The sequence below is a fragment of the Bacteroides sp. AM44-19 genome, assembly GCF_003603395.1.
In the GTDB taxonomy this organism is placed as follows: domain Bacteria; phylum Bacteroidota; class Bacteroidia; order Bacteroidales; family Bacteroidaceae; genus Bacteroides; species Bacteroides uniformis.
In genome coordinates this window covers 56,144-79,234 of the sequence record NZ_QTNB01000001.1, presented here as the reverse complement: position 1 = coordinate 79,234, position 23,091 = coordinate 56,144, and the positions used below count along the sequence as shown (strand labels likewise).

21 protein-coding genes are annotated in these 23,091 nt (G+C 48.4%); 14 read left to right on the top strand and 7 right to left on the bottom strand.

The genetic code is table 11. The features are described from left to right. From rsxE to DW947_RS00380, 13 genes are all read left to right on the top strand, one after another. A complete protein-coding gene (rsxE, locus tag DW947_RS00440; protein ID WP_005829138.1) occupies nt 1-585 on the top strand; it encodes an electron transport complex subunit RsxE in 585 nt (194 codons plus the stop codon). 93 nt (nt 586-678) lie between these two features. Then, entirely contained in the window at nt 679-1,257 is a 579-nt protein-coding gene (rsxA, locus tag DW947_RS00435; RefSeq protein WP_119958393.1) for an electron transport complex subunit RsxA, read from the top strand. A gap of 131 nt (nt 1,258-1,388) precedes the next feature. Then, nucleotides 1,389-2,423 carry a UDP-glucose 4-epimerase GalE gene (gene galE, locus DW947_RS00430; protein ID WP_005836990.1) on the top strand — a complete coding sequence of 345 codons (1,035 nt, stop codon included), beginning with the start codon at nt 1,389-1,391 and terminating at the stop codon, nt 2,421-2,423. Between the two features lie 611 nt (nt 2,424-3,034). Continuing rightward, complete coding sequence (gene atpD / locus DW947_RS00425; protein WP_005829130.1) at nt 3,035-4,570, top strand: F0F1 ATP synthase subunit beta; 1,536 nt, start codon at nt 3,035-3,037, stop codon at nt 4,568-4,570. 19 nt (nt 4,571-4,589) lie between these two features. Further along, the gene (gene atpC, locus DW947_RS00420; RefSeq protein WP_034523421.1) at nt 4,590-4,838 is read left to right on the top strand and encodes an ATP synthase F1 subunit epsilon; all 249 of its coding nucleotides are present in this window, start codon (nt 4,590-4,592) and stop codon (nt 4,836-4,838) included. Nucleotides 4,839-4,879: 41 nt separating this feature from the next. After that, on the top strand, nt 4,880-5,299 hold the full coding sequence (locus DW947_RS00415; protein ID WP_005829126.1) for a hypothetical protein: 420 nt from the start codon (nt 4,880-4,882) through the stop codon (nt 5,297-5,299). Further along, nucleotides 5,283-6,353 carry a F0F1 ATP synthase subunit A gene (gene atpB / locus DW947_RS00410; RefSeq protein WP_009038492.1) on the top strand — a complete coding sequence of 357 codons (1,071 nt, stop codon included), beginning with the start codon at nt 5,283-5,285 and terminating at the stop codon, nt 6,351-6,353. The genes DW947_RS00415 and atpB overlap by 17 nt, the downstream gene beginning before the upstream one ends. Before the next feature lie 56 nt (nt 6,354-6,409). Next, complete coding sequence (gene atpE, locus DW947_RS00405; protein ID WP_005829122.1) at nt 6,410-6,667, top strand: ATP synthase F0 subunit C; 258 nt, start codon at nt 6,410-6,412, stop codon at nt 6,665-6,667. Nucleotides 6,668-6,762: 95 nt separating this feature from the next. Continuing rightward, nucleotides 6,763-7,269: a F0F1 ATP synthase subunit B gene (gene atpF, locus DW947_RS00400; protein ID WP_005836994.1), complete on the top strand. Its 507-nt coding sequence runs from the start codon at nt 6,763-6,765 to the stop codon at nt 7,267-7,269. Nucleotides 7,270-7,280: 11 nt separating this feature from the next. Next, a complete protein-coding gene (locus DW947_RS00395; RefSeq protein WP_005829118.1) occupies nt 7,281-7,841 on the top strand; it encodes a F0F1 ATP synthase subunit delta in 561 nt (186 codons plus the stop codon). Between the two features lie 133 nt (nt 7,842-7,974). Further along, complete coding sequence (gene atpA, locus DW947_RS00390; protein ID WP_085929908.1) at nt 7,975-9,558, top strand: F0F1 ATP synthase subunit alpha; 1,584 nt, start codon at nt 7,975-7,977, stop codon at nt 9,556-9,558. A gap of 121 nt (nt 9,559-9,679) precedes the next feature. Continuing rightward, nucleotides 9,680-10,570 carry a F0F1 ATP synthase subunit gamma gene (locus DW947_RS00385; RefSeq protein WP_044467776.1) on the top strand — a complete coding sequence of 297 codons (891 nt, stop codon included), beginning with the start codon at nt 9,680-9,682 and terminating at the stop codon, nt 10,568-10,570. Nucleotides 10,571-10,737: 167 nt separating this feature from the next. After that, nucleotides 10,738-12,954 (top strand): AAA family ATPase, encoded by a 2,217-nt coding sequence (locus DW947_RS00380; protein ID WP_117962457.1) that lies wholly within the window; start codon nt 10,738-10,740, stop codon nt 12,952-12,954. Nucleotides 12,955-12,988: 34 nt separating this feature from the next. Here the strand turns inward: DW947_RS00380 and DW947_RS00375 are convergent, their stop codons facing one another. From DW947_RS00375 to DW947_RS00355, 5 genes are all read right to left on the bottom strand, one after another. Continuing rightward, nucleotides 12,989-13,885 (bottom strand): SDR family oxidoreductase, encoded by an 897-nt coding sequence (locus DW947_RS00375; protein WP_165859455.1) that lies wholly within the window; start codon nt 13,883-13,885, stop codon nt 12,989-12,991. Nucleotides 13,886-13,969: 84 nt separating this feature from the next. Beyond that, nucleotides 13,970-14,566: an occludin gene (locus tag DW947_RS00370; protein WP_117962459.1), complete on the bottom strand. Its 597-nt coding sequence runs from the start codon at nt 14,564-14,566 to the stop codon at nt 13,970-13,972. A 100-nt stretch (nt 14,567-14,666) separates the two neighbouring features. Then, on the bottom strand, nt 14,667-15,473 hold the full coding sequence (locus tag DW947_RS00365) for a hypothetical protein (RefSeq protein WP_117962461.1): 807 nt from the start codon (nt 15,471-15,473) through the stop codon (nt 14,667-14,669). 21 nt (nt 15,474-15,494) lie between these two features. Continuing rightward, nucleotides 15,495-16,214: a response regulator transcription factor gene (locus DW947_RS00360; protein ID WP_035448477.1), complete on the bottom strand. Its 720-nt coding sequence runs from the start codon at nt 16,212-16,214 to the stop codon at nt 15,495-15,497. Between the two features lie 73 nt (nt 16,215-16,287). After that, a complete protein-coding gene (locus DW947_RS00355) occupies nt 16,288-17,859 on the bottom strand; it encodes a sensor histidine kinase (protein WP_117962464.1) in 1,572 nt (523 codons plus the stop codon). Nucleotides 17,860-18,063: 204 nt separating this feature from the next. On the opposite strand from DW947_RS00355, the gene DW947_RS00350 reads away from it, so the two are divergent. After that, nucleotides 18,064-20,217: an outer membrane beta-barrel family protein gene (locus DW947_RS00350; protein ID WP_117962566.1), complete on the top strand. Its 2,154-nt coding sequence runs from the start codon at nt 18,064-18,066 to the stop codon at nt 20,215-20,217. On the opposite strand, the gene DW947_RS00345 is transcribed toward DW947_RS00350, so the two are convergent. Both DW947_RS00345 and DW947_RS00340 read right to left on the bottom strand, forming a co-directional pair. After that, nucleotides 20,210-21,547: a sensor histidine kinase gene (locus DW947_RS00345; RefSeq protein ID WP_117748785.1), complete on the bottom strand. Its 1,338-nt coding sequence runs from the start codon at nt 21,545-21,547 to the stop codon at nt 20,210-20,212. The genes DW947_RS00350 and DW947_RS00345 overlap by 8 nt on opposite strands. Then, nucleotides 21,544-22,950, bottom strand: coding sequence for a sigma-54-dependent transcriptional regulator (locus tag DW947_RS00340; RefSeq protein WP_117748784.1), 1,407 nt, complete (start codon nt 22,948-22,950; stop codon nt 21,544-21,546). The genes DW947_RS00345 and DW947_RS00340 overlap by 4 nt, the downstream gene beginning before the upstream one ends. Nucleotides 22,951-23,091: the final 141 nt, after the last annotated feature.

Sequence of the window (23,091 nt, the reverse complement as noted above, 5' to 3'; positions counted from 1 at the left end):
ATGAATAATTTTAAAGTTATGATGAACGGGATTATCAAAGAGAATCCTACGTTTGTACTCCTGCTGGGTATGTGTCCTACACTGGGTACCACTTCCTCTGCCATTAACGGTATGGGTATGGGACTGGCTACAATGTTCGTGCTGATATGTTCCAATGTGGTGATTTCTGCCATCAAGAATCTGATTCCCGATATGGTGCGTATCCCTTCATTCATTGTAGTCATAGCATCATTTGTGACACTGTTGCAGATGATAATGCAAGCTTACGTTCCTGCATTGTACGCCACACTGGGCCTGTTCATTCCGCTGATTGTTGTAAACTGTATCGTATTGGGACGTGCCGAGGCATTTGCTGCCAAAAACAATCCGGTGGCTTCCTTGTTCGACGGTCTGGGCATGGGCTTGGGCTTTACCATTGCACTGACATTACTGGGTGCCGTGCGTGAGTTCCTGGGAACCGGCAAGATATTCAACTTGAGTATCCTTCCTGAAGAATACGGCATGTTGGTATTTGTCCTTGCTCCGGGTGCATTCATTGCATTGGGCTATCTCATTGCTTTAATCAACAGTATGAAGAAGAATTAATAATGAAAAATTAAAAATGAAAAAATTGAGAACGTATCGGCGGTAGGCTGCCGGGCTTTTAATTTTTAGTTTTTAATTCTTAATTTAATGATTATGGAATATATATTGATATTTATCTCGGCAATCTTTGTAAACAACATCGTATTGTCGCAATTCTTGGGAATTTGCCCGTTCTTGGGAGTTTCCAAGAAAGTGGAGACTGCATTGGGCATGTCGGCAGCGGTGGCATTCGTGCTCACCATCGCCACTATCGTGACATTCCTTATTCAGAAGTATGTGCTCGACGCTTTTGATTTGGGCTATTTGCAGACTATTACCTTTATCTTGGTGATTGCCGCATTGGTGCAGATGGTAGAGATTATCCTGAAGAAAGTTTCTCCTTCTCTGTATCAGGCCTTGGGCGTGTTCCTGCCGTTGATTACTACCAACTGCTGTATTCTCGGTGTGGCTATCCTTGTTATCCAAAAAGATTATGATTTGCTGACGGGAGTGGTTTATGCATTCTCCACGGCACTTGGTTTCGGCTTGGCACTGACACTGTTTGCAGGCCTGCGCGAGCAAATGAGCCTGGTTAGTGTACCGAAAGGTATGAAGGGTACTCCGATAGCTTTGATTACTGCCGGACTGCTGGCAATGGCATTCATGGGCTTTTCGGGGGTTGTGAAGATTTAAAGAAGAAAAAACGGAAATAAAGTGGAAGGGGGATAAACTAAAATTTATCCCCCTTTTTCTGTTTTTATTAATTTATTTCCTTACATTTGTGGCGTATTGATAACCTAAAAGCTAAATTATCTATATTTAATATGAAAGGGAAAATCTTAGTTACGGGTGGAACCGGTTATATTGGTTCTCACACGGTGGTGGAACTTCAAAACGCAGGTTATGAAGTTGTTATTATTGATAATTTGTCAAACTCCAGCGCAGATGTTGTAGATAACATAGAGAAGGTATCGGGCATCCGCCCTGCATTCGAGGAATTGGATTGCTTGGATTATGCCGGTCTTGACGCTGTGTTTACCAAATATAAAGGCATTAAAGCCATCATTCACTTTGCGGCCAGCAAGGCTGTGGGTGAATCTGTCCAGAAACCATTGCTTTACTATCGTAATAACCTGGTTTCACTGATAAACCTGCTGGAATTGATGCCGAAGCATGGAGTGGAAGGTATCGTATTCTCTTCTTCCTGCACAGTTTACGGCCAGCCGGACGAACTTCCGGTAACGGAAAAGGCACCTATTAAGAAAGCTGAGTCTCCGTATGGAAACACGAAGCAAATCAATGAAGAGATTGTACGTGATACGGTTGCTTCCGGTGCTCCGATAAACGCCATCTTGTTGCGTTACTTCAACCCGATAGGTGCACACCCCACAGCATTGTTGGGAGAGTTGCCTAACGGTGTACCGCAGAACTTGATTCCTTATCTTACCCAGACCGCTATCGGCATCCGTGAGAAACTGAGCGTGTTTGGTGACGATTATGATACTCCCGACGGTTCTTGTATCCGCGACTTCATCAATGTAGTCGATTTGGCCAAAGCACACGTAGTGGCTATCCGCCGTATCTTGGAGAACAAGCAGAAGGAAAAAGTGGAAGTATTCAATATCGGTACAGGTCGTGGACTTTCCGTATTGGAACTGATTAATGCTTTCGAAAAGGCTACCGGTGTAAAACTGAACTATCAGATAGTAGGTCGGCGTGCCGGTGATATTGAGAAGGTATGGGCAAACCCGGAATTGGCAAACAATGAACTGGGTTGGAAGGCAGAAACAAGTATTGAAGATACTTTACTTTCTGCATGGAAATGGCAGTTGAAGCTTCGTGAAAGAGGTATTCAATGACAAACTTTGAATTTGTGTTTTTTAACAAATAGGCAATAAACAAATGCCTCCCCGCATTTGTTTATAATGTGCAAATCAGCCTGAAGCTGTTTATGTATATGTGAATATCCGTAACTAGTACGTATGCCTCCCCGGCATAGACAGGTAAGATTGCATAGTAGTTTTGTCGTGTTTTATTTTGTGTTTGTGTTGTGAATAAGCCTTGTCGAGAGACAAGGCTTATTTTTTGTATATTATATACAGAACCTCTGTTGTCAATTCAGTGTTTTTTTCATAAGATGGGTGGGCAATTCCTTTTTCTTGCTAATTGTTAACTGATGTTATCATGTCTGTAACAATTTGTTCCAATTGTAGTATTAATCGTTCAAAATAGTCTTTTTTGTTCAAAAAATGCTATACACGGTAACAACTACATGCAAATTGTTTATACATTTGCGTTGTTGTTTATGTAACTATTGGGATGAACAAACCATAGCTGACAAACGTTAATAGGTACGAGTACATAGCTGATGAAAGACGCGACTTGGCTGACTTGTTAATGAGGATACACGCGACTTACAACTTAGTATTGGGAAAAATAATTAAGGAAATATAGAATAAAAAGATTGCTTATGTCACAGATTGTCGGACATATCTCACAGGTAATCGGGCCTGTAGTAGACGTCTATTTCGAAGGAACGGAGGCAGAAATGATGTTGCCGAGTATTCACGACGCACTGGAAATAAAAAGGTCGAACGGCAAAAGACTGATTGTAGAGGTACAGCAGCACATTGGTGAAAACACGGTGCGTACTGTTGCTATGGACAGTACGGACGGCCTGCAGAGAGGAATGACAGTGCATCCGCTGGGAGGCCCCATCACCATGCCGATAGGTACACAAATCAAAGGCCGCCTGATGAACGTAGTGGGCGACTCTATCGACGGCATGAAGGAGTTGGACCGTACAGGTGCTTATCCCATCCATCGCGACCCCCCTAAGTTTGAAGATTTGACTACCGTACAAGAGGTGCTTTATACAGGCATCAAGGTTATCGACTTGCTGGAACCATATAGCAAGGGCGGTAAAATCGGTCTGTTTGGTGGCGCCGGTGTAGGCAAGACGGTGCTTATCCAAGAGCTCATTAATAATATTGCGAAGAAGCAGCACGGCTTCTCTGTGTTTGCCGGTGTAGGAGAACGTACACGTGAAGGCAACGACCTGCTGAGAGAAATGATTGAATCCGGTGTTATCCGTTACGGAGAAGAATTCAAGAAAGGTATGGAGGAAGGCCATTGGGATTTGTCCAAAGTAGATTATGACGAAGTGGCCAAATCACAAGTGTCTTTGATATTCGGTCAGATGAACGAACCTCCCGGTGCGCGTCAGTCCGTGGCATTGTCTGGGTTGACGGTGGCCGAGTCCTTCCGTGACATGGGAGCGGAGACGGACGGTCCGCGTGACATTCTGTTCTTCATTGATAATATCTTCCGTTTCACCCAAGCCGGTTCCGAGGTTTCGGCCTTGCTGGGCCGTATGCCTTCTGCCGTAGGCTATCAGCCGACACTGGCAACGGAAATGGGTGCCATGCAGGAGCGTATTACCTCTACAAGAAACGGCTCTATCACTTCCGTGCAGGCTGTATATGTGCCTGCCGATGACTTGACGGACCCGGCACCTGCCACAACGTTTACCCACCTCGATGCCACCACGGTGTTGAGTCGTAAGATTACTGAACTTGGTATTTATCCTGCTGTGGACCCGTTGGAATCTACTTCACGCATTCTCGACCCACACATCGTGGGGGTAGAACACTACGAAGTGGCACAACGTGTAAAACAAATATTGCAGCGCAACAAGGAATTGCAAGACATTATCTCCATCCTTGGTATGGAGGAACTCTCTGATGCCGACCGTACGTTGGTGAACCGTGCACGTCGTGTGCAGCGTTTCCTTTCACAGCCGTTTGCCGTTGCCGAGCAGTTTACGGGTGTCCCAGGTACAATGGTTTCCATTGAGGACACTATCAAAGGCTTCAAGATGATTCTTGACGGGGAGGTGGACTACCTGCCCGAACCTGCTTTCTTGAATGTGGGAACCATTGAAGAAGCCATTGAGAAGGGTAAGAAACTACTGGAGCAGGCAGGGGGAAAAACGATTAAAAATTAAAAGTCTGGGAGCTTTGATGATGAAAAAGTTGCATTTGAATATTGTTTCACCGGAGAAGGAACTCTTCAACGGGGAAGTGGAAAGTGTTACATTGCCGGGCACTATGGGCTCTTTTTCTATCCTGCCGCAGCATGCACCGATTGTATCATCGTTGGGAACGGGGAAATTGATTTACGCAACGGACGGTGAGGAACATGAGTTGGATATTCAAAGCGGATTCGTGGAGATGAGTAACGGAAGGGTTGCCGTCTGTATAGAACAGCAATAGGCTATTAAAAAATTAAAAATTAAAAAATAGAGGTTGTTGGCGTGACTATTACTAAGAGAAACTACTTATTGCATACAGCGCTCTTGACGGTATTGATAGGAATTGTAGGCGGTTGGGCGTATTTTTCGATAAATCCGCATCACTATTTCGGCGGTTATCCGCTGATTCCGCTTTTCTTCTTTGTTTTCGGAGTATTCATGATTAATATGACCGAAAGCTGCCGTCACCGGATGCCAGGACGAATGTTGCAGATTTATCTGCTGATGCGTGTGATGAGAATGCTGGTCTCCATGATTGTGATGCTGGTTTATTGCGTTGCAGTACGTGAGGAAGCCAGGGCGTTTTTGTTGACGTTTATAGCCAACTATCTGATATATTTGATTTATGATTCCTGGTTCTTCTTCACTTTTGAGGCGAATCGGAAACTGAAAAAGAAAAGTAACAATGAAAAGATTGCGTAACATACTGACTGTAATTCTGCTGGCACTGGGCATGTTGCTACCCGCCACGGTGCGGGCCGAGAATACGGTGGACGTGAAGGAGATTGTCTTCGGGCATATCGGCGATTCTTACGAATGGCACATCACGACGTGGGGCGAAACTCACGTTACGATTCCTTTGCCGGTAATAGTGCATAGCTCTACCACCGGATGGCATGCCTTTCTATCCTCACGTCTGGAGGAGAACGGTGGAAGTTATGAAGGCTTTTCCATCGCTCCCGCAGGAAGCAAGTACGAAGGCAAGCTGGTGGAGTATGATGCCACCGGAAACGAAATACGCCCGTTGGACATCTCCATCACGAAGGTGACACTGGCTTTGCTCATCAACAGCGCATTGCTGCTTCTCATCATTTTGAGTGTGGCGCACTGGTATCGCAAGCACCCGCAGGGAAGTGCCGCTCCCGGTGGTTTCATCGGGTTTATGGAGATGTTTATCATGATGGTGAACGATGATATTATAAAGAGCTGTGTCGGTCCGAAGTACCGTAAATTCGCACCTTACTTGCTGACGGCCTTCTTCTTTATTTTCATCAACAACATTATGGGGCTGATTCCTTTCTTTCCCGGAGGGGCCAACGTGACGGGAAATATAGCCATTACGATGGTATTGGCCATCTGTACTTTCTTGGCCGTGAATATCTTTGGAACCAAGACTTATTGGAAAGATATCTTTTGGCCGGATGTGCCCTGGTGGCTGAAGGTACCGGTCCCCATGATGCCGTTTATCGAGTTCTTCGGTATTTTCACCAAACCGTTTGCTTTGATGATACGTCTTTTTGCCAATATGCTGGCAGGGCACATGGCAATGCTGGTGCTTACCTGCCTGATATTCATCTCGGCCAGTATGGGACCTGCTTTGAACGGAACGCTGACCGTGGCATCGGTGTTGTTCAATATCTTTATGAATGCACTTGAGTTGTTGGTTGCCTTTATCCAGGCATATGTGTTCACCATGCTGTCAGCCGTGTTCATCGGTCTGGCGCAGGAAGAGCATAAGGAGAAGGCGGTGAAGTGATACGATTATTGGGAATATAAATATTAATAAAAATAACCATTTAAAAACTGAAAGTTATGTTACTATCTGTATTATTGCAAGCTGCTGCGGCAGGTGTGGGAGTTAGTAAACTGGGTGCAGCCATTGGTGCTGGTTTGGCTGTTATTGGTGCTGGTGTAGGTATTGGTAAAATCGGCGGTTCTGCTATGGAGGCCATTGCCCGCCAGCCGGAAGCATCCGGAGATATCCGTATGAACATGATTATTGCCGCTGCCTTGATTGAAGGTGTTGCTTTGTTGGCAGTAGTTGTGTGTTTATTGGTATTCTTTTTATAATGTACAATCTACCATTTACCATTTACAATTTGTCCGTGCAGCATCACCGCGCAGCCAAATTGTAAATCGTAAATTGTCAAATAGTAAATAAAATTATGTCATTGTTATTACCCGATAGTGGTCTGCTGTTCTGGATGCTCCTTTCATTCGGTGTGGTGTTTGTGGTGCTTGCCAAGTACGGTTTTCCCGTTATCACCAAGATGGTGGAAGGTCGCAAGACCTACATCGACCAGTCTTTGGAAGTGGCACGCGAAGCAAATGCCCAGCTCTCCAAACTGAAAGAGGAGAGTGAAGCGTTGATTGCTGCTGCCAACAAAGAACAAGGACGTATTCTCCGGGAGGCGATGCATGAGCGTGACAAGATTATCGTCGAAGCACGCAAGCAGGCGGAAGCCGCCGCGCAGAAGGAGCTGGACGAAGTTAAAAAGCAGATACAGCAAGAGAAGGAAGAGGCCATCCGCGATATTCGCCGCCAGGTGGCAGTCTTGTCCGTAGATATAGCCGAGAAAATTATCCGCAAGAATCTGGACGAGAAACATGAGCAGATGGAGATGATAGACCGGATGCTGGATGAAGTGCTGGCCGCAAGTAAAAACAATTAATTCTCAAAGAAATGGATATAGGAATCGTTTCGATGCGTTATGCGAAAGCATTGATGGAATATGCCAAGAGCATGGGGGCAGAAGATACTCTGTACAAGGAGTTTTGTATGCTCGACCGTAGCTTCAGGAAACATCCGGATTTGCGCATGGCATTGGAAAACCCCATCCTGACGATACGTGAGAAGTTAACACTTATCTGTACCGCTGCTGTGGGGGATGCTCCTGCGGGCCGTGAGTTTGCGCGTTTCATGACCCTGGTGTTGAAGAACCGGCGGGAAAACTTTCTCCAGTACATCTGCCTGAGTTTTCTGGATTTGTACCGGAAAGACAAGCATATCGGTGTAGGAAAGCTGATAACAGCCGTTCCCGTCAGCCAGGAAGTGCGGGAGCGCATCCATGACAGTGCTTCCTCCCTGCTGCATGCCAGCATGGAGCTGCAGACTGAAGTGGATCCCTCCATTGAAGGTGGTTTTATCTTCGACATCAACGACTTCCGTCTGGATGCCAGTATTGCTACGCAGCTTAAGAAAGTGAAACAGCAGTTCATTGATAAGAATAGAAGAATCGTGTGATTTACGATTTGACAATTTACAATTTACTTATTTAATAGTCTTGTGATGCGTAAGTTGTAGAGGTCAAACAGTATATGATTCGGGTTCTTTCAAATAGTAAATAGTAAATTGTAAAATAGTAAATACTAAGATGTTGTCTGAAAATATAAAAGTAAGCGAAGTCTCCGATATTCTCCGCAAGCAACTGGAAGGGATTGACACCCGCGTACAGTTGGACGAGATTGGCACGGTACTGCAAGTCAGTGACGGTGTAGCCCGTATCTATGGGTTGCGCAATGCCGAAGCCAACGAGTTGTTGGAGTTCGACAACGGCATCAAGGCCATTGTGATGAACCTCGAAGAGGATAATGTGGGTGCTGTGTTGCTTGGCCCTACGGATAAAATCAAGGAAGGCTTCATTGTAAAGCGTACCAAGCGTATTGCTTCCATCATGGTGGGAGAGGGTATGCTGGGCCGTGTAATAGACCCTCTGGGTGCGCCGCTCGATGGCAAAGGACTGATAGGCGGAGAACTTTATGAAATGCCGCTGGAACGCAAGGCGCCGGGAGTTATCTTCCGTCAGCCGGTGAATCAGCCGCTACAGACCGGTCTGAAGGCTGTGGATGCCATGATACCTATTGGCCGCGGACAGCGTGAACTGATTATCGGTGACCGCCAGACCGGTAAGACGGCCATTGCCATCGATACCATCATCAACCAGCGTGCCAATTTTGATGCTGGTGATCCGGTGTATTGTATTTATGTAGCCATTGGTCAGAAAGGTTCTACCGTTGCCTCTATCGTGAATACCCTGCACCAGTACGGTGCGATGGACTATACCATTGTGGTGGCTGCTACGGCGGGCGACCCGGCTGCATTGCAGTATTACGCTCCCTTTGCAGGGGCTGCCATCGGAGAGTATTTCCGTGATACCGGCCGTCATGCGCTGGTGGTCTATGACGACTTGTCCAAGCAGGCGGTGGCCTATCGTGAAGTGTCTCTGATTCTGCGCCGTCCATCAGGACGTGAGGCCTATCCGGGTGATATCTTCTATCTGCACTCCCGTTTGTTGGAACGTGCGGCGAAGATTATCAGCCAGGAGGAAGTGGCACGCGAGATGAACGACCTGCCGGACAGTCTGAAAGGCAAGGTGAAAGGTGGCGGTTCGCTGACTGCATTGCCCATTATCGAAACTCAGGCAGGAGACGTGTCCGCCTATATCCCAACGAATGTGATTTCAATCACTGACGGGCAGATATTCCTTGATACGAACCTCTTCAACCAGGGTAACCGTCCGGCCATTGACGTGGGTATCTCTGTGAGCCGTGTGGGTGGTAATGCCCAAGTCAAGGCTATGAAGAAGGTGGCAGGTACATTAAAGATTGACCAGGCACAGTACCGGGAGCTGGAAGCGTTTACCAAGTTCAGTGGCGATATGGACCCCGTGACGGCATTGACCATCGACAAGGGACAGAAGAATACACGCCTGCTGGTACAGCCCCAATACAGCCCGATGCCGGTAGAAAAGCAGATTGCCATTCTTTATTGCGGCACGCACGGCTTGTTGAGGAATGTTCCTTTGGACAAGGTCAGCGAGTTTGAACGCAACTTCCTTGAGTCTCTTGAGATGAACTATCGCATGGAGGTACTCGACGTTTTAAAGACGGGTGCCATCAATGACGATGTCTGCAAGAAGATTGAGGAGACAGCAGAGGCGGTTGCAAGACAATTCATGTAATTTACGATTGGACGATTTACGATTTACGATTGGGGCTACTCTATATGGTAAGTGGTAAATCGGCTGCAAGCAAAAGTAACTTCAATCGTAAATCGTAAATAATTAAATCGTAAATAGATATATGTCTTCACTGAAAGAGGTAAAAAATAGAATAAGCTCCGTCAAGAGTACACGCCAGATAACATCGGCTATGAAGATGGTGGCATCTGCCAAACTGCATAAGGCGCAGGGGCGGATTGAGAATATGCTGCCTTATCAACGGAAGCTGAATGAGATTCTGACGAACTTTCTGCGTACGGATGCTTCCTTCGAGTCGCCCTATACCGAGAAAAGACCCGTGACGAGAGTAGCGGTTGTGGCGTTTTCGTCCAATAGTTCCTTGTGCGGTGCATTCAACTCGAATGTGGCGAAGATGCTGGAACGGGCTTTGGAAGATTACCAGTCGCTGGGCAAGGAGAATATTCTGATATATCCCGTTGGGAGAAAGATGGAGGAAGCCGTCAAGAAAATGGGATATGTGCCGCAAGGCAGCTACCAGGTGATGGCAGACAAGCCTTCGTACGTTGAAGCGTATGAGCTGGCAGAGAAGTTGATGCATGAGTTTGTGGAAAAGCAGATTGACCATGTGGAGCTGATTTACCATCACTTCAAATCGATGGGTTCGCAGGTGCTGCTCCGCGAGAATTATCTGCCCATTGACCTGACGCAAGTAGCGCAGGAGGCGGCAGAAGATGTACCGGAGGATGCCCGCAGTTTTAATAATGATTACATTGTGGAACCTTCCGTCGGCGAACTGATAGCGGAACTTCTGCCAAAAGTGTTGAGTCAGAAGATATTTACCGTGCTTCTCGATTCCAATACTTCGGAACATGCTGCCCGTATGCTTGCCATGCAGACGGCGACAGATAATGCCAACGAGTTGATTCAAGATTTGACGAAACAGTATAACAAGAGCCGTCAGCAGGCCATTACGAATGAGCTGCTCGATATTATCGGCGGTAGCTTGAAATAGTTCGGATTGCCCCGTAAAGGGCTTTCTCAGGATGGGTACAAATAAATGGAATAATAGGACAAGGATAACGAAATAACCGCTATCTTTGTCCTATTATCATATATGACTACTGATGAAATCCGTATCATTCTGAGAGAGAGCGGATTGGTTGAATAATAAACATATCAATGGAGAATAATCCCGAAATAGCGCTTGCATGGCAATTCATTGAAAACACAGGCACTCATCTTTTTTTGACCGGCAAGGCAGGTACCGGTAAGACAACTTTCCTGCGAAAACTGAGGGTGGAGAGTCCGAAACGGATGATTGTACTTGCACCGACGGGAATTGCCGCTATCAATGCAGGCGGTGTCACCATCCACTCCTTTTTCCAAGTACCTTTTGCTCCTTATGTGCCCGAAAGCTCATTCAGCGCAGATGGCAAGGCAACCTACCGTTTTCGTTACGGGAAAGAGAAAATCAACATTATACGCAGCATAGATTTATTGGTCATCGATGAAATCAGTATGGTCCGTGCCGACTTGCTCGATTCGGTGGATGCCGTCTTGAGGCGGTTCCGCGACCGGAACAAACCCTTTGGCGGCGTGCAACTGCTGATGATTGGCGACTTACAGCAGCTGTCTCCCGTAGTGAAAGACGATGAGTGGCAGATGCTGCGCAAATACTATGACACGCCTTATTTCTTCTCCAGCCAGGCCTTGAAGCAGACGGAATATTGCACCATAGAACTAAAGAAAGTCTATCGGCAGAACGATGGGACTTTTCTTGAACTACTGAACCGCATTCGCGAAAACCGTTGTGACGGGCAAGTGCTGGAAGCCTTGAACCGCCGGTATATTCCCAATTTCGTACCAGATAAAGAAGAAGGATACATCCGCCTGGTGACCCACAATTATCAGGCCCAACGGATTAATGACCATGAGCTGGAACAACTTCCGGGACGCTCGTATGCCTTTCGTGCCAAGATTGACGGAAAGTTTCCCGAATATTCCTATCCCACGGATGAAGTACTGGAACTGAAACGCGGTGCCCAGGTAATGTTTGTGAAGAACGACACCTCCGGTGAGCACCGTTACTACAATGGCATGATTGGAGAGGTGACAGCCGTGTCGGCAGATGGAATTGAAGTGCGCAGTAAGGGAAGCGACGCTACCTTCTTACTTCAGGAGGAAGAGTGGACGAATGCCAAATACGTGCTTGATGAGGAAACCAAGGAGATTACAGAAGATATTGAAGGAACATTCCGGCAATATCCGCTGAAGCTGGCGTGGGCGATTACCATTCACAAAAGCCAGGGACTGACGTTTGAACGTGCCGTGATTGATGCCAGTGCCTCCTTTGCACATGGGCAGACCTATGTGGCTCTGAGCCGCTGCAAGACATTGGAGGGAGTGGTGCTCAGTGCCCCGCTTTCTGCAAAGGCCGTTATCAGTGACCATGCAGTAGATACCTTCACGATGGAGGCACGGAGAAACGAGCCGGACGAGAAACGCTTCCGTTCCTTGCAGCAGACCTATTTCCTGGAACTGCTGTCGGGCTTGTTCGATTTCCAGCCCATGGAGCAGGCTTTGCGGCGGTATGTGCGGCTGATAGACGAACACTTGTACAAGCTCTTTCCCAAGCAACTCGCAGCCTGCAAGGAGGAAATGGAACGTTTTCACGACAAAGTGACGAAAGTAGCCCAGAAGTTCAGTATCCAGTATACCCGCCTGATTGATACTGCGCAGGACTATGCAGCCGACCCGACTTTGCAGGGGCGCATACACTCTGCCGCCACTTATTTTCAAGAGCAGTTGCAACCGCTGGATGCGGTGATGGCGAGTACGGTAACTTCTGATAATAAAGAGTTGAAGAAGAAGCTCCGGGATGCCATGGAGGAGCTGGAGGAAGTGTTTGACATGAAGACTGATTTGCTGGATTATGTGCTGGAGAATGGTTTCCATATGGCAGGATACTTGAAGCAGAAAGCACTGCTTTCCATTGATGATTCGGCTTCGCAGAAGGGTAAAGGCAAAGGGAGAAGTGCTGCTGCCAAAGAAGGGCAGGGAAGCAGTAAGCTGGCTGATAAAGAGAAACGTCCGCGTGAGCGGAAACGCGATGCTGCGGCTGTTGAAGTACCCACGGATGTGCTGCATTCGGAACTTTACAACCGCTTGGTAGCATGGCGCAATGCAGAAGCTTCCGCATTAGGGCTGCCCGTATACACCGTCATTCAGCAGAAGGCAATTCTAGGCATCAGCAATCTGCTTCCTTCGGATAAGGCCATGCTTGTACGCATTCCGTATTTCGGAAAAAAAGGGGTGGAGAAATATGGAGATGTGATTCTGGAGATGGTACGTGTGTATCGCAAAGAGAAAGGACTGGCAGAGCCGGAGTTGCTGTAGTCGAATCTGCTGCCATCCGAACTTGCATTATTTACTATCCGAACATCAGCTTTATTCCTTCCTCCAGCGTATGCGGTCGATATCCCAGTTCCCGGCGTACCTTTTCTATACTCAGCCCGCTGAAACGGGGACGTGGCGTCTTTTCATTCATCTCCTTCGTAGTGACGGGACGGATGAGCGAGCGATTCAGTCCCAATACGTCCGCTACCCAATAAGCGATGTCTGCAATGGTCAGGCACTCGCTGCCACAGAGGTGGTAGATGCCGTTTTGTGGGTGATTTATCAGCTTCTCCACTCCTTGCGACACGTCTCCCACGAAGGTGGGCGTACGCCATTGGTCGGACACGACGAACACTTCCTCATTGTTCCTTAATCTGTTTGCCACCAGTTGGAGCACATTGCCATGCTGTCCGGGCAGGGAGGCACCGTACACCACCACTACACGCACGATGGCATAATCCTTGCAAACGGCAGCGATACGTTTCTCACCTTCCAGTTTGGTGTAGCCGTAATAATTAACGGGAGCGGGAATATCCTCCTCCGTATAGGGTCGGTCCGTATCACCACCGAAAACGAAGTCGGTGGAAAGATGGATAAAACGGCTGCCTCCCGCCTCACAGCATTCTGCCAGATGCTCCACGGCAGTAATGTTGACGGCATCCGCTTCTGCATGGTGCGTTTCGCAATAATCGGGGACGGAGAGGGCGGAGGTATTGATTACAACATCCGGCTGTACTTCCTGGAAAAGCTTTTCCACCGCCTGGCGGTTGCATATATCCGTACGGATAAAGCGATAGTCGCCCGAATGAGGACAGATGTCGTCGTGCAGGGAACAGCCCGTTGTCTGGTAAGACTGATTATGGGATAAATCGTCCAGGATGCGCCTGCCGGTAAAACCGTTGGCGCCTATCACCAATATTTTCCTTTTCATAATTACGTTTATAAATGCGCGATTGAAGACAGACAAAAGAAGCATGCTGGGGCTGCCAGAGTCACATTGTCACTTCGGCCCCTTTCAATATGGATAGTTCCTTCCCTGCTGCACTTCAATGCGTATGCCGAAGGCTCCGTTGGCTGATTTCAGCTCGAACGCCCCTTTGAAATTGTTCTTTTCCCAAGGCAGTGCGGAAGGGTTGGGCACTTTCCAGCCGTCTTTGTCATATTCGCCGTACGTATGGATGCGCATGCCGTTCTTCAAAGTGAAACTTCCCATTTGCAGGTTGTCAGTAGAGCCCCAGAAGCCCGTCAGTCCGAAGGGATTCGAACTGAAATACCGGGAGTTGCTGAGTGAGAATATGTTCGAAAGACCTTGTGAATAAGTCACGTTCGGGTTCAACTGGAAGATGCGGCTATAGTCTTTGCTGGCATCCGGTATCTCCAAAGTGAATTTGGGAAGAGTGGGGGTGGACAGATTCATCAGCCCCATATCCAGCAGGAAGCCGTCGTAATTCTTCACGTCCGGCAGAAGCTCCTTTTCAGACGGAGACATGCCTTCGGGAGACGCTTCGCCACGTACTGCAGTACGTACCGTATCGGCAGGCATCCCGTTCTGTGCGCTGACGGATGACATGCCTGCAAGTAAAATGATGATGCAGAAGAAGATTCGTTTCATAGTTCTTTGTTCACAATTTCAGTTGCTGTCTGCCGCATAGGGGCGGACTGAACAAAGATACTCGTTTCCCTCTATTTCTGGAAATATCTTTGTATTATTTCTATTTCTTTATACGAATGGTAGGGGCGAAGATGGGCGAATTTACCCATTTCATTTTAGTGGGGTCGTATCTTCGTTCCATCCCTCCGTTGAGGTCGAGCCAGTCCGTCACTTTCAGTTCCAGTACCATGCCATAACCGCTTTGCGGATACATCGGGTTCATATATCCATGAAAGGAGTTACTTCTCCCGTAGCCCGAATACTGGCCGAAGGCATGTAGACGCATGTAGGGATTGATGCGGTAGGATACGGAGGCATTGTAGCCTATGTCCCATTGAGTACCCCGGGGAGCATCCCTTTTGGCATACTGGGCGCCGGCAATGGAGGAGGGGGTAGAGATGGAATAGTGGGCGGCATACACTCCGCCGCTCAGTTCCCAATGTCCGTCGGGACTGTAATAAGTAACTCCTGCGCCAGCCTGCATGATGGAGCCCATTGCAGGATAGGTGTTATGGCTGCCGTACATCGTCAGTACGACTTCCGGCGAGAGCAGGAAATCGGCGAAACGCTGGAAGTCCCATTCAAAGATGTTTTTCTGAAAGTGTATCTTCTTCATGTCCGTCCAGGGCAGGGGCTCCACATAGTCGGAGGGAGGGAGATGGAGATTTATCTCTTCCTGCTGTTCGTCTTGCAGACTTTGTTGGGGCTGGCTTTCATCAAGGCCCGTACGCTTGTTCTCTTTTGGAGAAAAGGGAATCTGCTCTTTCTTTACGGGAGGCCGGTTCTTTATTGTGTCTTCCGGAATCTCGCTCTGTGCATAGGCGCAGAGTGAGGAACAGATAAAAGTAATGAATAATAACTTTTTCATAAATAGTAGTTTAGTTTTAGTTTAGTTCACTATTAGTTTATATCCTATTCCCCGCACATTGACGATACGGATGCGCTCGTCTCCGGCCAGTTTATGCCGCAGTTTGGTGATGAACACATGCAGGCTGCGGGAGTTGAAGAAGCTGTCGTCTCCCCAGAGGTCGAGCAATACGTTCTGGGTGTTGACCACCTGGTTACGGTTCTCGCAAAGACGTTTCAGTATCTCGGACTCGCGGTGGGAGAGTTCCACTTCCGTATCCGCGTTAGGTGAAGTCGGGGTGCCTGCAAAAGCAAGTCGTTGAGTGACGGAATTGAAACGGTAGTCACCGATTTCAAAAACGGTAGTTTCTTTGGGCTTTTCCTCTGTAAAGGAGAAAGCTTTGCCTACCAGGGCCTTTATGCGGATAATGAGTTCCTGCATTCCGAAAGGCTTTTTCAGGTAGTCGTTGGCACCCAGCTCAAACCCTTCCACCACATCGTTGATGGCGGAACGGGCGGTAAGGAACAGTACCGGGGTCTGTTTGTCGGTCTGCCGGATGCGGCGCACCATCTCAAAGCCGTCCATGCGGGGCATCATCACGTCTGCCACCAGCACGTCGGGACGGAGGTCGAAGAACTTGCGCAATCCCTCTTCACCGTCTGCTGCGGTGTGGATGATGAAGTTCTGCCCTTCCAATGTGTCCTTGATAATCATGGCGAGGGTCTGTTCGTCCTCAACCAGAAGTACGGTTATCTTTTCCATAATTGTCGCTTTTGTTACAAGTAATGTAAAGCTCCTTAACAAGTAATGTAAAGTACCCTAACAAATAATGTTATCATATCCTTATCGTAAAGGTACTTCCTTTTCCCAACTCACTCTTTACCGATACGCTGCCACCATGCTTCTCTATCATGGTCTTCACATAGAACAATCCCAGCCCATAGCCTTTCACATCGTGCAGATTACCCGTGGGTACGCGGTAGAATTTGTCGAAGATGTGCTTCTGCTTCTCGGGAGCAATACCGATACCGTGGTCGCTGACGGAGATTTCGGTCTGTTCATTCTGCCCTTCGACGGTTACCTTGCGGCAATGGATGGCCACTTCGGCCTCTCCGTGCGAATATTTGATGGCGTTGTCTATCAGGTTGCTGATGATGTTGCTGAAATGCGTGCGGTCGGCAAGTACGCTCAAATCTTCCGGTTCGATGTCCACCGATATGTGGACGGAGCTTTCCGCTTTCAGCTTGTGTTGTTCGATGAGCGTTTCCAGAATATCACGTATTGCAAACTCCTCCGGGTGCAGGCGGAAAGTCCTGCGGCGTTCCATACTCATGGAAAGTATCTGTTCAACCAGTCCACTGAGGCGCTGAAGCTGTTCCTGGCAGATACGCAGGTATTTGTCGCGTTGGGCCTTTTCCTCCGCTTGGTTGAAGTTGAGCAGAGCGTCGTTGGCGGCGTAGGCTACGGCGATGGGGGTCTTCAGTTCGTGGGTGATGTTGTTGGTGAAATCGCTCTTCATCTCTTCCAGTGTCTTCTGTTTCAAGATGGTGCGTATCAAGAACCAGAAGGAGAAAGCGAGTACAATCAAGATGATGAATGACGTGGTGAGAATGCCCGACATCTGCCGCAGAACCAGCATGCCGACCGGTTCCATGATGAGACGGTAGCTTTGACTTGTATTGATGTCGAAAGAATAATTATATTCCACGGCTTTTGAGGTAGGCACATAGCCGGGAGTACCGATGTTTACCAATGTATCTATATAGAGAATGGTAGAGTCCCATTTACTGCCTTTGTGAAGATGTAGCAGCCTATGGGGAAGATTGATGTTACGGTCGTGCAGGAATGAAGTCAGCAGGCTGTCATAAAGCATTACGTCGGGGTCGGAAATGATGTCCAGTCCCGAATGCAGTCCGCGCTGGAAGTAGGTGGCGAGTTCCAGCATACTGTTTTGGTCGCGCAAAATCACATCCAGTCCCCCTTTGGCACTCAATGCGGATTGGGGAGAGCTGTCCGAGTCCTTGACACTGACTTCCACGCGGGTTGAATCGTTCGGGTGGGTCACGTAAACACTGTCTCCTTTGGGCATGAAGGTTTCGTGCAGGGTAGCGTTGTCCAAAGAATCTTCACGGGAGATGGTGGTACTGCTACGGACAAATGATTTTCCGTCATCGCTGTATCCGGCTGATACGCTGACTTCACCGTGGTTGATGTCGTCCTGCTTCATTTTATCCACGCGTATCATCATTTCGTTATAGTCGCTCATGCGCATGGCTTCGGTGATGTCCCTTTCCATTTCACTGTGCATGGTATGGTAGAGCCCCGTCAGCCAGTAGGCTTGGTAGGCGAAGATACCGGCCAGGGAGACGATGACAAGTATGGCAATATATTTGAATGGCAGTTTCATGTTTGTTTCCGGTTACTTTTATACATACAAAGGTAAGATTAATATTGTGAAACCTATCATCCGATAAGACTAAATAACACTCCCGATAACACTGGATAACACTTGGTAAGCCGCTGATAACACAAGTTTCTGCTGATTCTGCCGTACTTTGCAGACGAAGATTTGCAGAAGAAGAAGAATATAAACATAAATAAAAAGAAGAACATGAAACGATTCTATTTACTCCCTATTGTATGCTGTGCTTTGAGCATCAGTCTTTCGGCACAAGAGAACAACGGCACTGCAACCACCTCCGGTGCGGACGACAACCGCATCCTCAGCGCCGACAGCCTTATCACGACCGATGCCCGTCTGGACAGTCTTTATCAGACCTTGCCGGAAGTGATGATTACCGGTGAACGCCCCATCGTAAAGGCAGCGCAAGGCAAGCTGGTGTACGACCTGCCCCGCCTTATCCAGAACCTCCCCGTAGATAATGCCTACGATGCCGTGAAAGAGCTTCCCGGCGTCATCGAGATGAATGGAGGGCTGCAGTTGGCAGGTCAGGGAGTCACCGTTATCCTGGACGGCAAAGTAACCACCCTCAGCACAGAGCAGCTCTATTCCTTGCTGCGCAGCATCCCTGCCAGCCGCATAGAGAAGGCGGAAGTGATGTACAACGCCCCTGCACGCTACCAGGTGCGTGGCGCACTTATCAATATCACCCTGAAACAATCGGCAGGCGGCCCCGGCTCCTGGCAAGGCGAACTCTATGCCAAGTATCGCCAGAAGCATAACGAAGGCTTTGAGGAACGCGCCAGCCTGCTCTTCAGCAAAAATAAATTCTCAGCAGATTTTCTTTACTCGCACAGCCATGGCCGGGGCTACTCTACTACCGACAAAGAGGCTGTGCACACTCTGGCAGACGGCTCGGTTCACCCCATGACAACAGATGAGGTGGGCCGTGGCCGCAGCCATACCCATAATTTCAGGGTAGGGGCGGACTATAACATCGCCAAGGACCATCAGCTGAGTTTCGTCTATAACGGTGGCTATTCCACCTCCCACAACTGGAAGGGCGTGACGGGCACGCAGGTGTCCACAACTCATAGCAATAGCACCGACTGGCTGCACAACGGCCGTCTGGACTATCGTACCCCTTTCGGCCTCAAAGCCGGTGCCGAACTGACCTACTACCGCTCTCCGTCCAACCAACTACTGCATAGCCGTATGCAGGATGAGGAACTCGATTTCTACACGGAAGACTGTCAGCGCATCAACCGCTGGAAATTCTTTCTGGCCCAGGAGCACAGTCTGGGAAAAGGTTGGGATTTGAATTACGGAGCCATCTATACTACCAGCATCGACAACAGCTACCAATATTATTATGACCCCGAAACCGGCGGACAACTGACCTCATCGGATGCCTTGAGCAATATGAAGTCCCGCCGCCGCGAGCAGACCTGGAATATCTATGCAGGTTTCAGCAAGAGTTTCGGCGACAAACTCGCTTTGGACGCTTCCCTGGCTGTGGAGCATTACAAGACTCCCGTCTGGAACCAGTGGGACTGGTATCCCATCGTCAACTTGAACTATATGCCGTCACCGGGACATATCCTTCAGCTCTCTCTGAGCAGCGACAAGGACTATCCCGACTACTGGGCGGTGCAGGATGCCGTCTCTTACATCGGTGGCGGATACTCTGAGCTGCATGGTAATCCGTTGCTGAAACCGGCACAAGAGTATGAGCTGAAAATGACCTATATTTTGAAGAGCAAATACATCTTCAGCGCTTGGTTCAACCATACCAAGGACTACTCCGTACAGACACTCTACCAATCCTCCGAACGTCTGGTTGAAATCTACAAGACACTCAATTTTGATTATCAGCAACAAGCAGGAATACAAGCCTCTATCCCATTTAAGGTGAAGGATTGGTTGAATTCTCGCCTTACCCTCATCGGCTTGTGGCATCGCGAAAAGGATGGTGATTTCTGGGATATTCCTTTCGACAGAAAGCAATGCTATGGCATTGCCCAGATGAACAATACTTTTACTCTCTCCACCAAACCCGACTTGAAGCTGACGGTGACCGGATTTGTGCATAGTAAAGCCATTCAGGGCATCTACGACCTGCCTACGTCGGGCAATGTGAATATTGCCCTGCGCTACGGCTTCGCCAAGAACAAAGCCATCCTCAACCTCTACTGCAACGACATTTTTGAGACGGGACAGATTTCTCCCCGCATCCGCTTCCAGACGCAGAATGTGACGAATCATTACTCATGCTTCCGCGAATTCGGCGTATCGTTTACCTATAAATTCGGAGGATATAAGGAGAAGCAACGGGAGGCGGTGGATACGTCGCGGTTTAAATAGATGGAAATAGCAGCGTGAAGGTACTTCCTTCTCCAAGGTGAGAGCTGACAGTGATGTTTCCGTTGTGCTGGTGCATGATTTGTCGTGAAATGGTCAGCCCGATTCCTGAACCGGATGGCTTGGTAGTAAAGAAAGGGATGAAGATACGTTCCAGTACATCCGGTTCGATGCCGGTCCCGTCGTCTGCCACACGCAGGTAGGGGTGGTCAGTGGAAGTGATGCCTGAGGAAAGAACGATATGTTCTGCCTCGTTTTCACGGGCATTCTTTATGAGGTTGATAAGGATCTGTTCAATCTGGGCTTTGTCTGCAATGATGCATAGGGAGTTTCTGGGAAGCGAGAGCTGTAAGTCGTTCCGTTCACTTTGCATAAGTTGCAGGGTATCTTGCAGAATATCCTGCGCGGTGTGTGGTTTCAGTAAGGGCTGTGGAAGATGGGAAACCTCCCGGTAGTTGCCGACAAAGTGTACCAATCCGTTGCCGCGTCGGCTGATGGTCTGGAGCATCTGGAGTATTTCGGATTTGGTTCCCTCATCGCCCTTCAGCTCTTCTATCTGTCTGGACAGCAGTTCAGTGAGAGAGATGATGGGGGTGATGGAGTTCATGATTTCATGCGTCAGTACGCGGATCAGTTTCTGCCAAGCCTCCGTTTCTTGGCTGTCCAGGGCAGAGTGTATGTTCTTCATGCTGGCGATGATGAGTTGTCTGCCTTGAATGGTAAATTCCATACCTGAGAGGGCAAGTTGGATATGCTCATCTTTCCGTTTAATTTGCAGGACAGATAGGTCACCGGCCTTGAGCTTATACAATTTTCCGGGCAATTCGGAGTGGAAAGGATGAAGGTCGTCGATCCTTTTGGGTACTTTGAGGGCTATATTGTCGGTATTTGAGCCGATGAGCCGTTTGGCCGCTTCGTTCATCCACTCCATAGTTCCGTCCGGGGTATAGACCAGTATGGCAATGTCTATGTGGTTGGCAAGTGCCTGGAAGTATTGCAGCCGACTCTCCTTCTTTTGCAGATTACGGCGGTAGTGCTCCAATGCTTCCTGCATCTCTGCCAGCAGTTCCGGCGGCAGCGAACGTTGGCTTTCACAGCCTTGTATCGGAGAAGAAAGAAATTCGGAATAACGTACAGCCCATATGAATTGTGCCATAGCCCGGGCTGAACGCAGAATATAACGGTAGATGGCATAGGCTACGCCCAGCGTTAGCAGGATGGAGATGCATAAACTGATGTAGAAGCCATGAAGGGCAAGGCAGGCGGTGGTTATGCAGCATAGCAGCAAGGCCATTGTCAGGCAGAGGGGAGATTTTGTCCAGGTTTGTTTCATAGCTTAAATTTCTCGATTCTTCTGTAGAGTGATGTTCTTGTGATGCCTAACATTTCTGCCGCCAGCGTGATGTTGCCGCCACAGATGCGGAGTACTTCGTTGATGTTCTCTTTTTCCATCCGTTCTATATTGTATCTTTCCCTTTCGGAGACCGCTTCTTGTGATTGCCTGTTCCGGAGGTTGAAGTCTTCCGCAGTCAGCAGTGTACTTCCGGAAAGAATTACTGCACGTTCGATGGCATGTTCCAATTCCCTTACGTTTCCCGGCCAGCGATAAAGCTGCATCTGCTTGCGTGCTTCTTTTGAAATGCCACGAAGGTCTTTCCTGTATTTCTTCTTGTAGCGTTGCAGAAAGAAATCGGCCAGTAGGAATAAGTCATTGCCCCGTTCACGCAGAGGAGGAATACGGATTTCAATCGTATTGATGCGGTACAGCAAGTCTTGGCGGAATTCTCCCTTGTCAATAGCTGCGTATAGGTCGGAATTGGTAGCGCATATCAACCGCACATCCACCGGATAAGAAGCGGTGGAGCCGATCCGTGAACTTCTCCGTTGCTCGATGACTGAGAGCAGTTTGGCTTGTAGCGGCAGTTTCAGATTGCCTATTTCGTTGAGGAACAAGGTACCTCCCGAAGCTACTTCCATCCGTCCCGGTTTACCGTTGCGCGCATCGGTAAAAGCTCCTTTTTCATAGCCGAAGAGCTCGCTTTCGAACAATGTTTCGGGGATGCTTCCCAAGTCTATCGGCACATACACTTCCTTTTTCCGGGGCGATTGTTCGTAGACATATCTGGCAATCAAATCCTTTCCCGTTCCGTTTTCTCCCAGTAGCAGGAGGTTGGCGTCTGTGTCGGAAAATTTGCGGATGGTCTGGAAAATGGCGTGCATGGCAGCCGACTCCCCGATTACTTTTGTCGGTTCGGCAGGAATGCAGAGAGTTCCGGCTTGTCCTTTCAAGGTCTCCTGCTGTTTTTTCAGTTTTTCCTTTTGCTTCTTCAAGGCTTCCACTTCCGTACGGCTGAAACTTAGTTGCAGGGCAGAAGACACGGTGGCCAGTAGTTTTTCGTTCTGCCACGGTTTTGGAATGAAGTCTGTAGCACCTTGTTTGATGGCTTGCACGGCTTTTTCCGTATCGGCATAGGCTGTGATGAAGATGACGACGGCTTTTGCGTCCAACCTTAGAATCTCTTCCAGCCAGTGGAATCCTTCCTTTCCACTGACGGCATCCCGTCGGAAGTTCATGTCCAGCAGAATGACGTCGAAACGAGTACGGGAAATGACGGGAAGTAATTCCCGAGGGTCGGAAAGGAGCGTGACGCTTTCTGCCAGTGGGCGCAACAGCAGCTTCAGAGTGAAAAGGATATCTTCATTGTCATCGACAATCAGTATTTTGCCTTTTTTCATTGCGGATAATTAAGTGATTAGATAGAGATTAAAAAACATCTTCTCCTTACAGATATGGGCAAAGGTACAGAAACTTTTTGAAAGTACAGTGTACGGAAGCGTGCATTTGGTGTACGATACCGTGCATTTTTATGTAAGTGT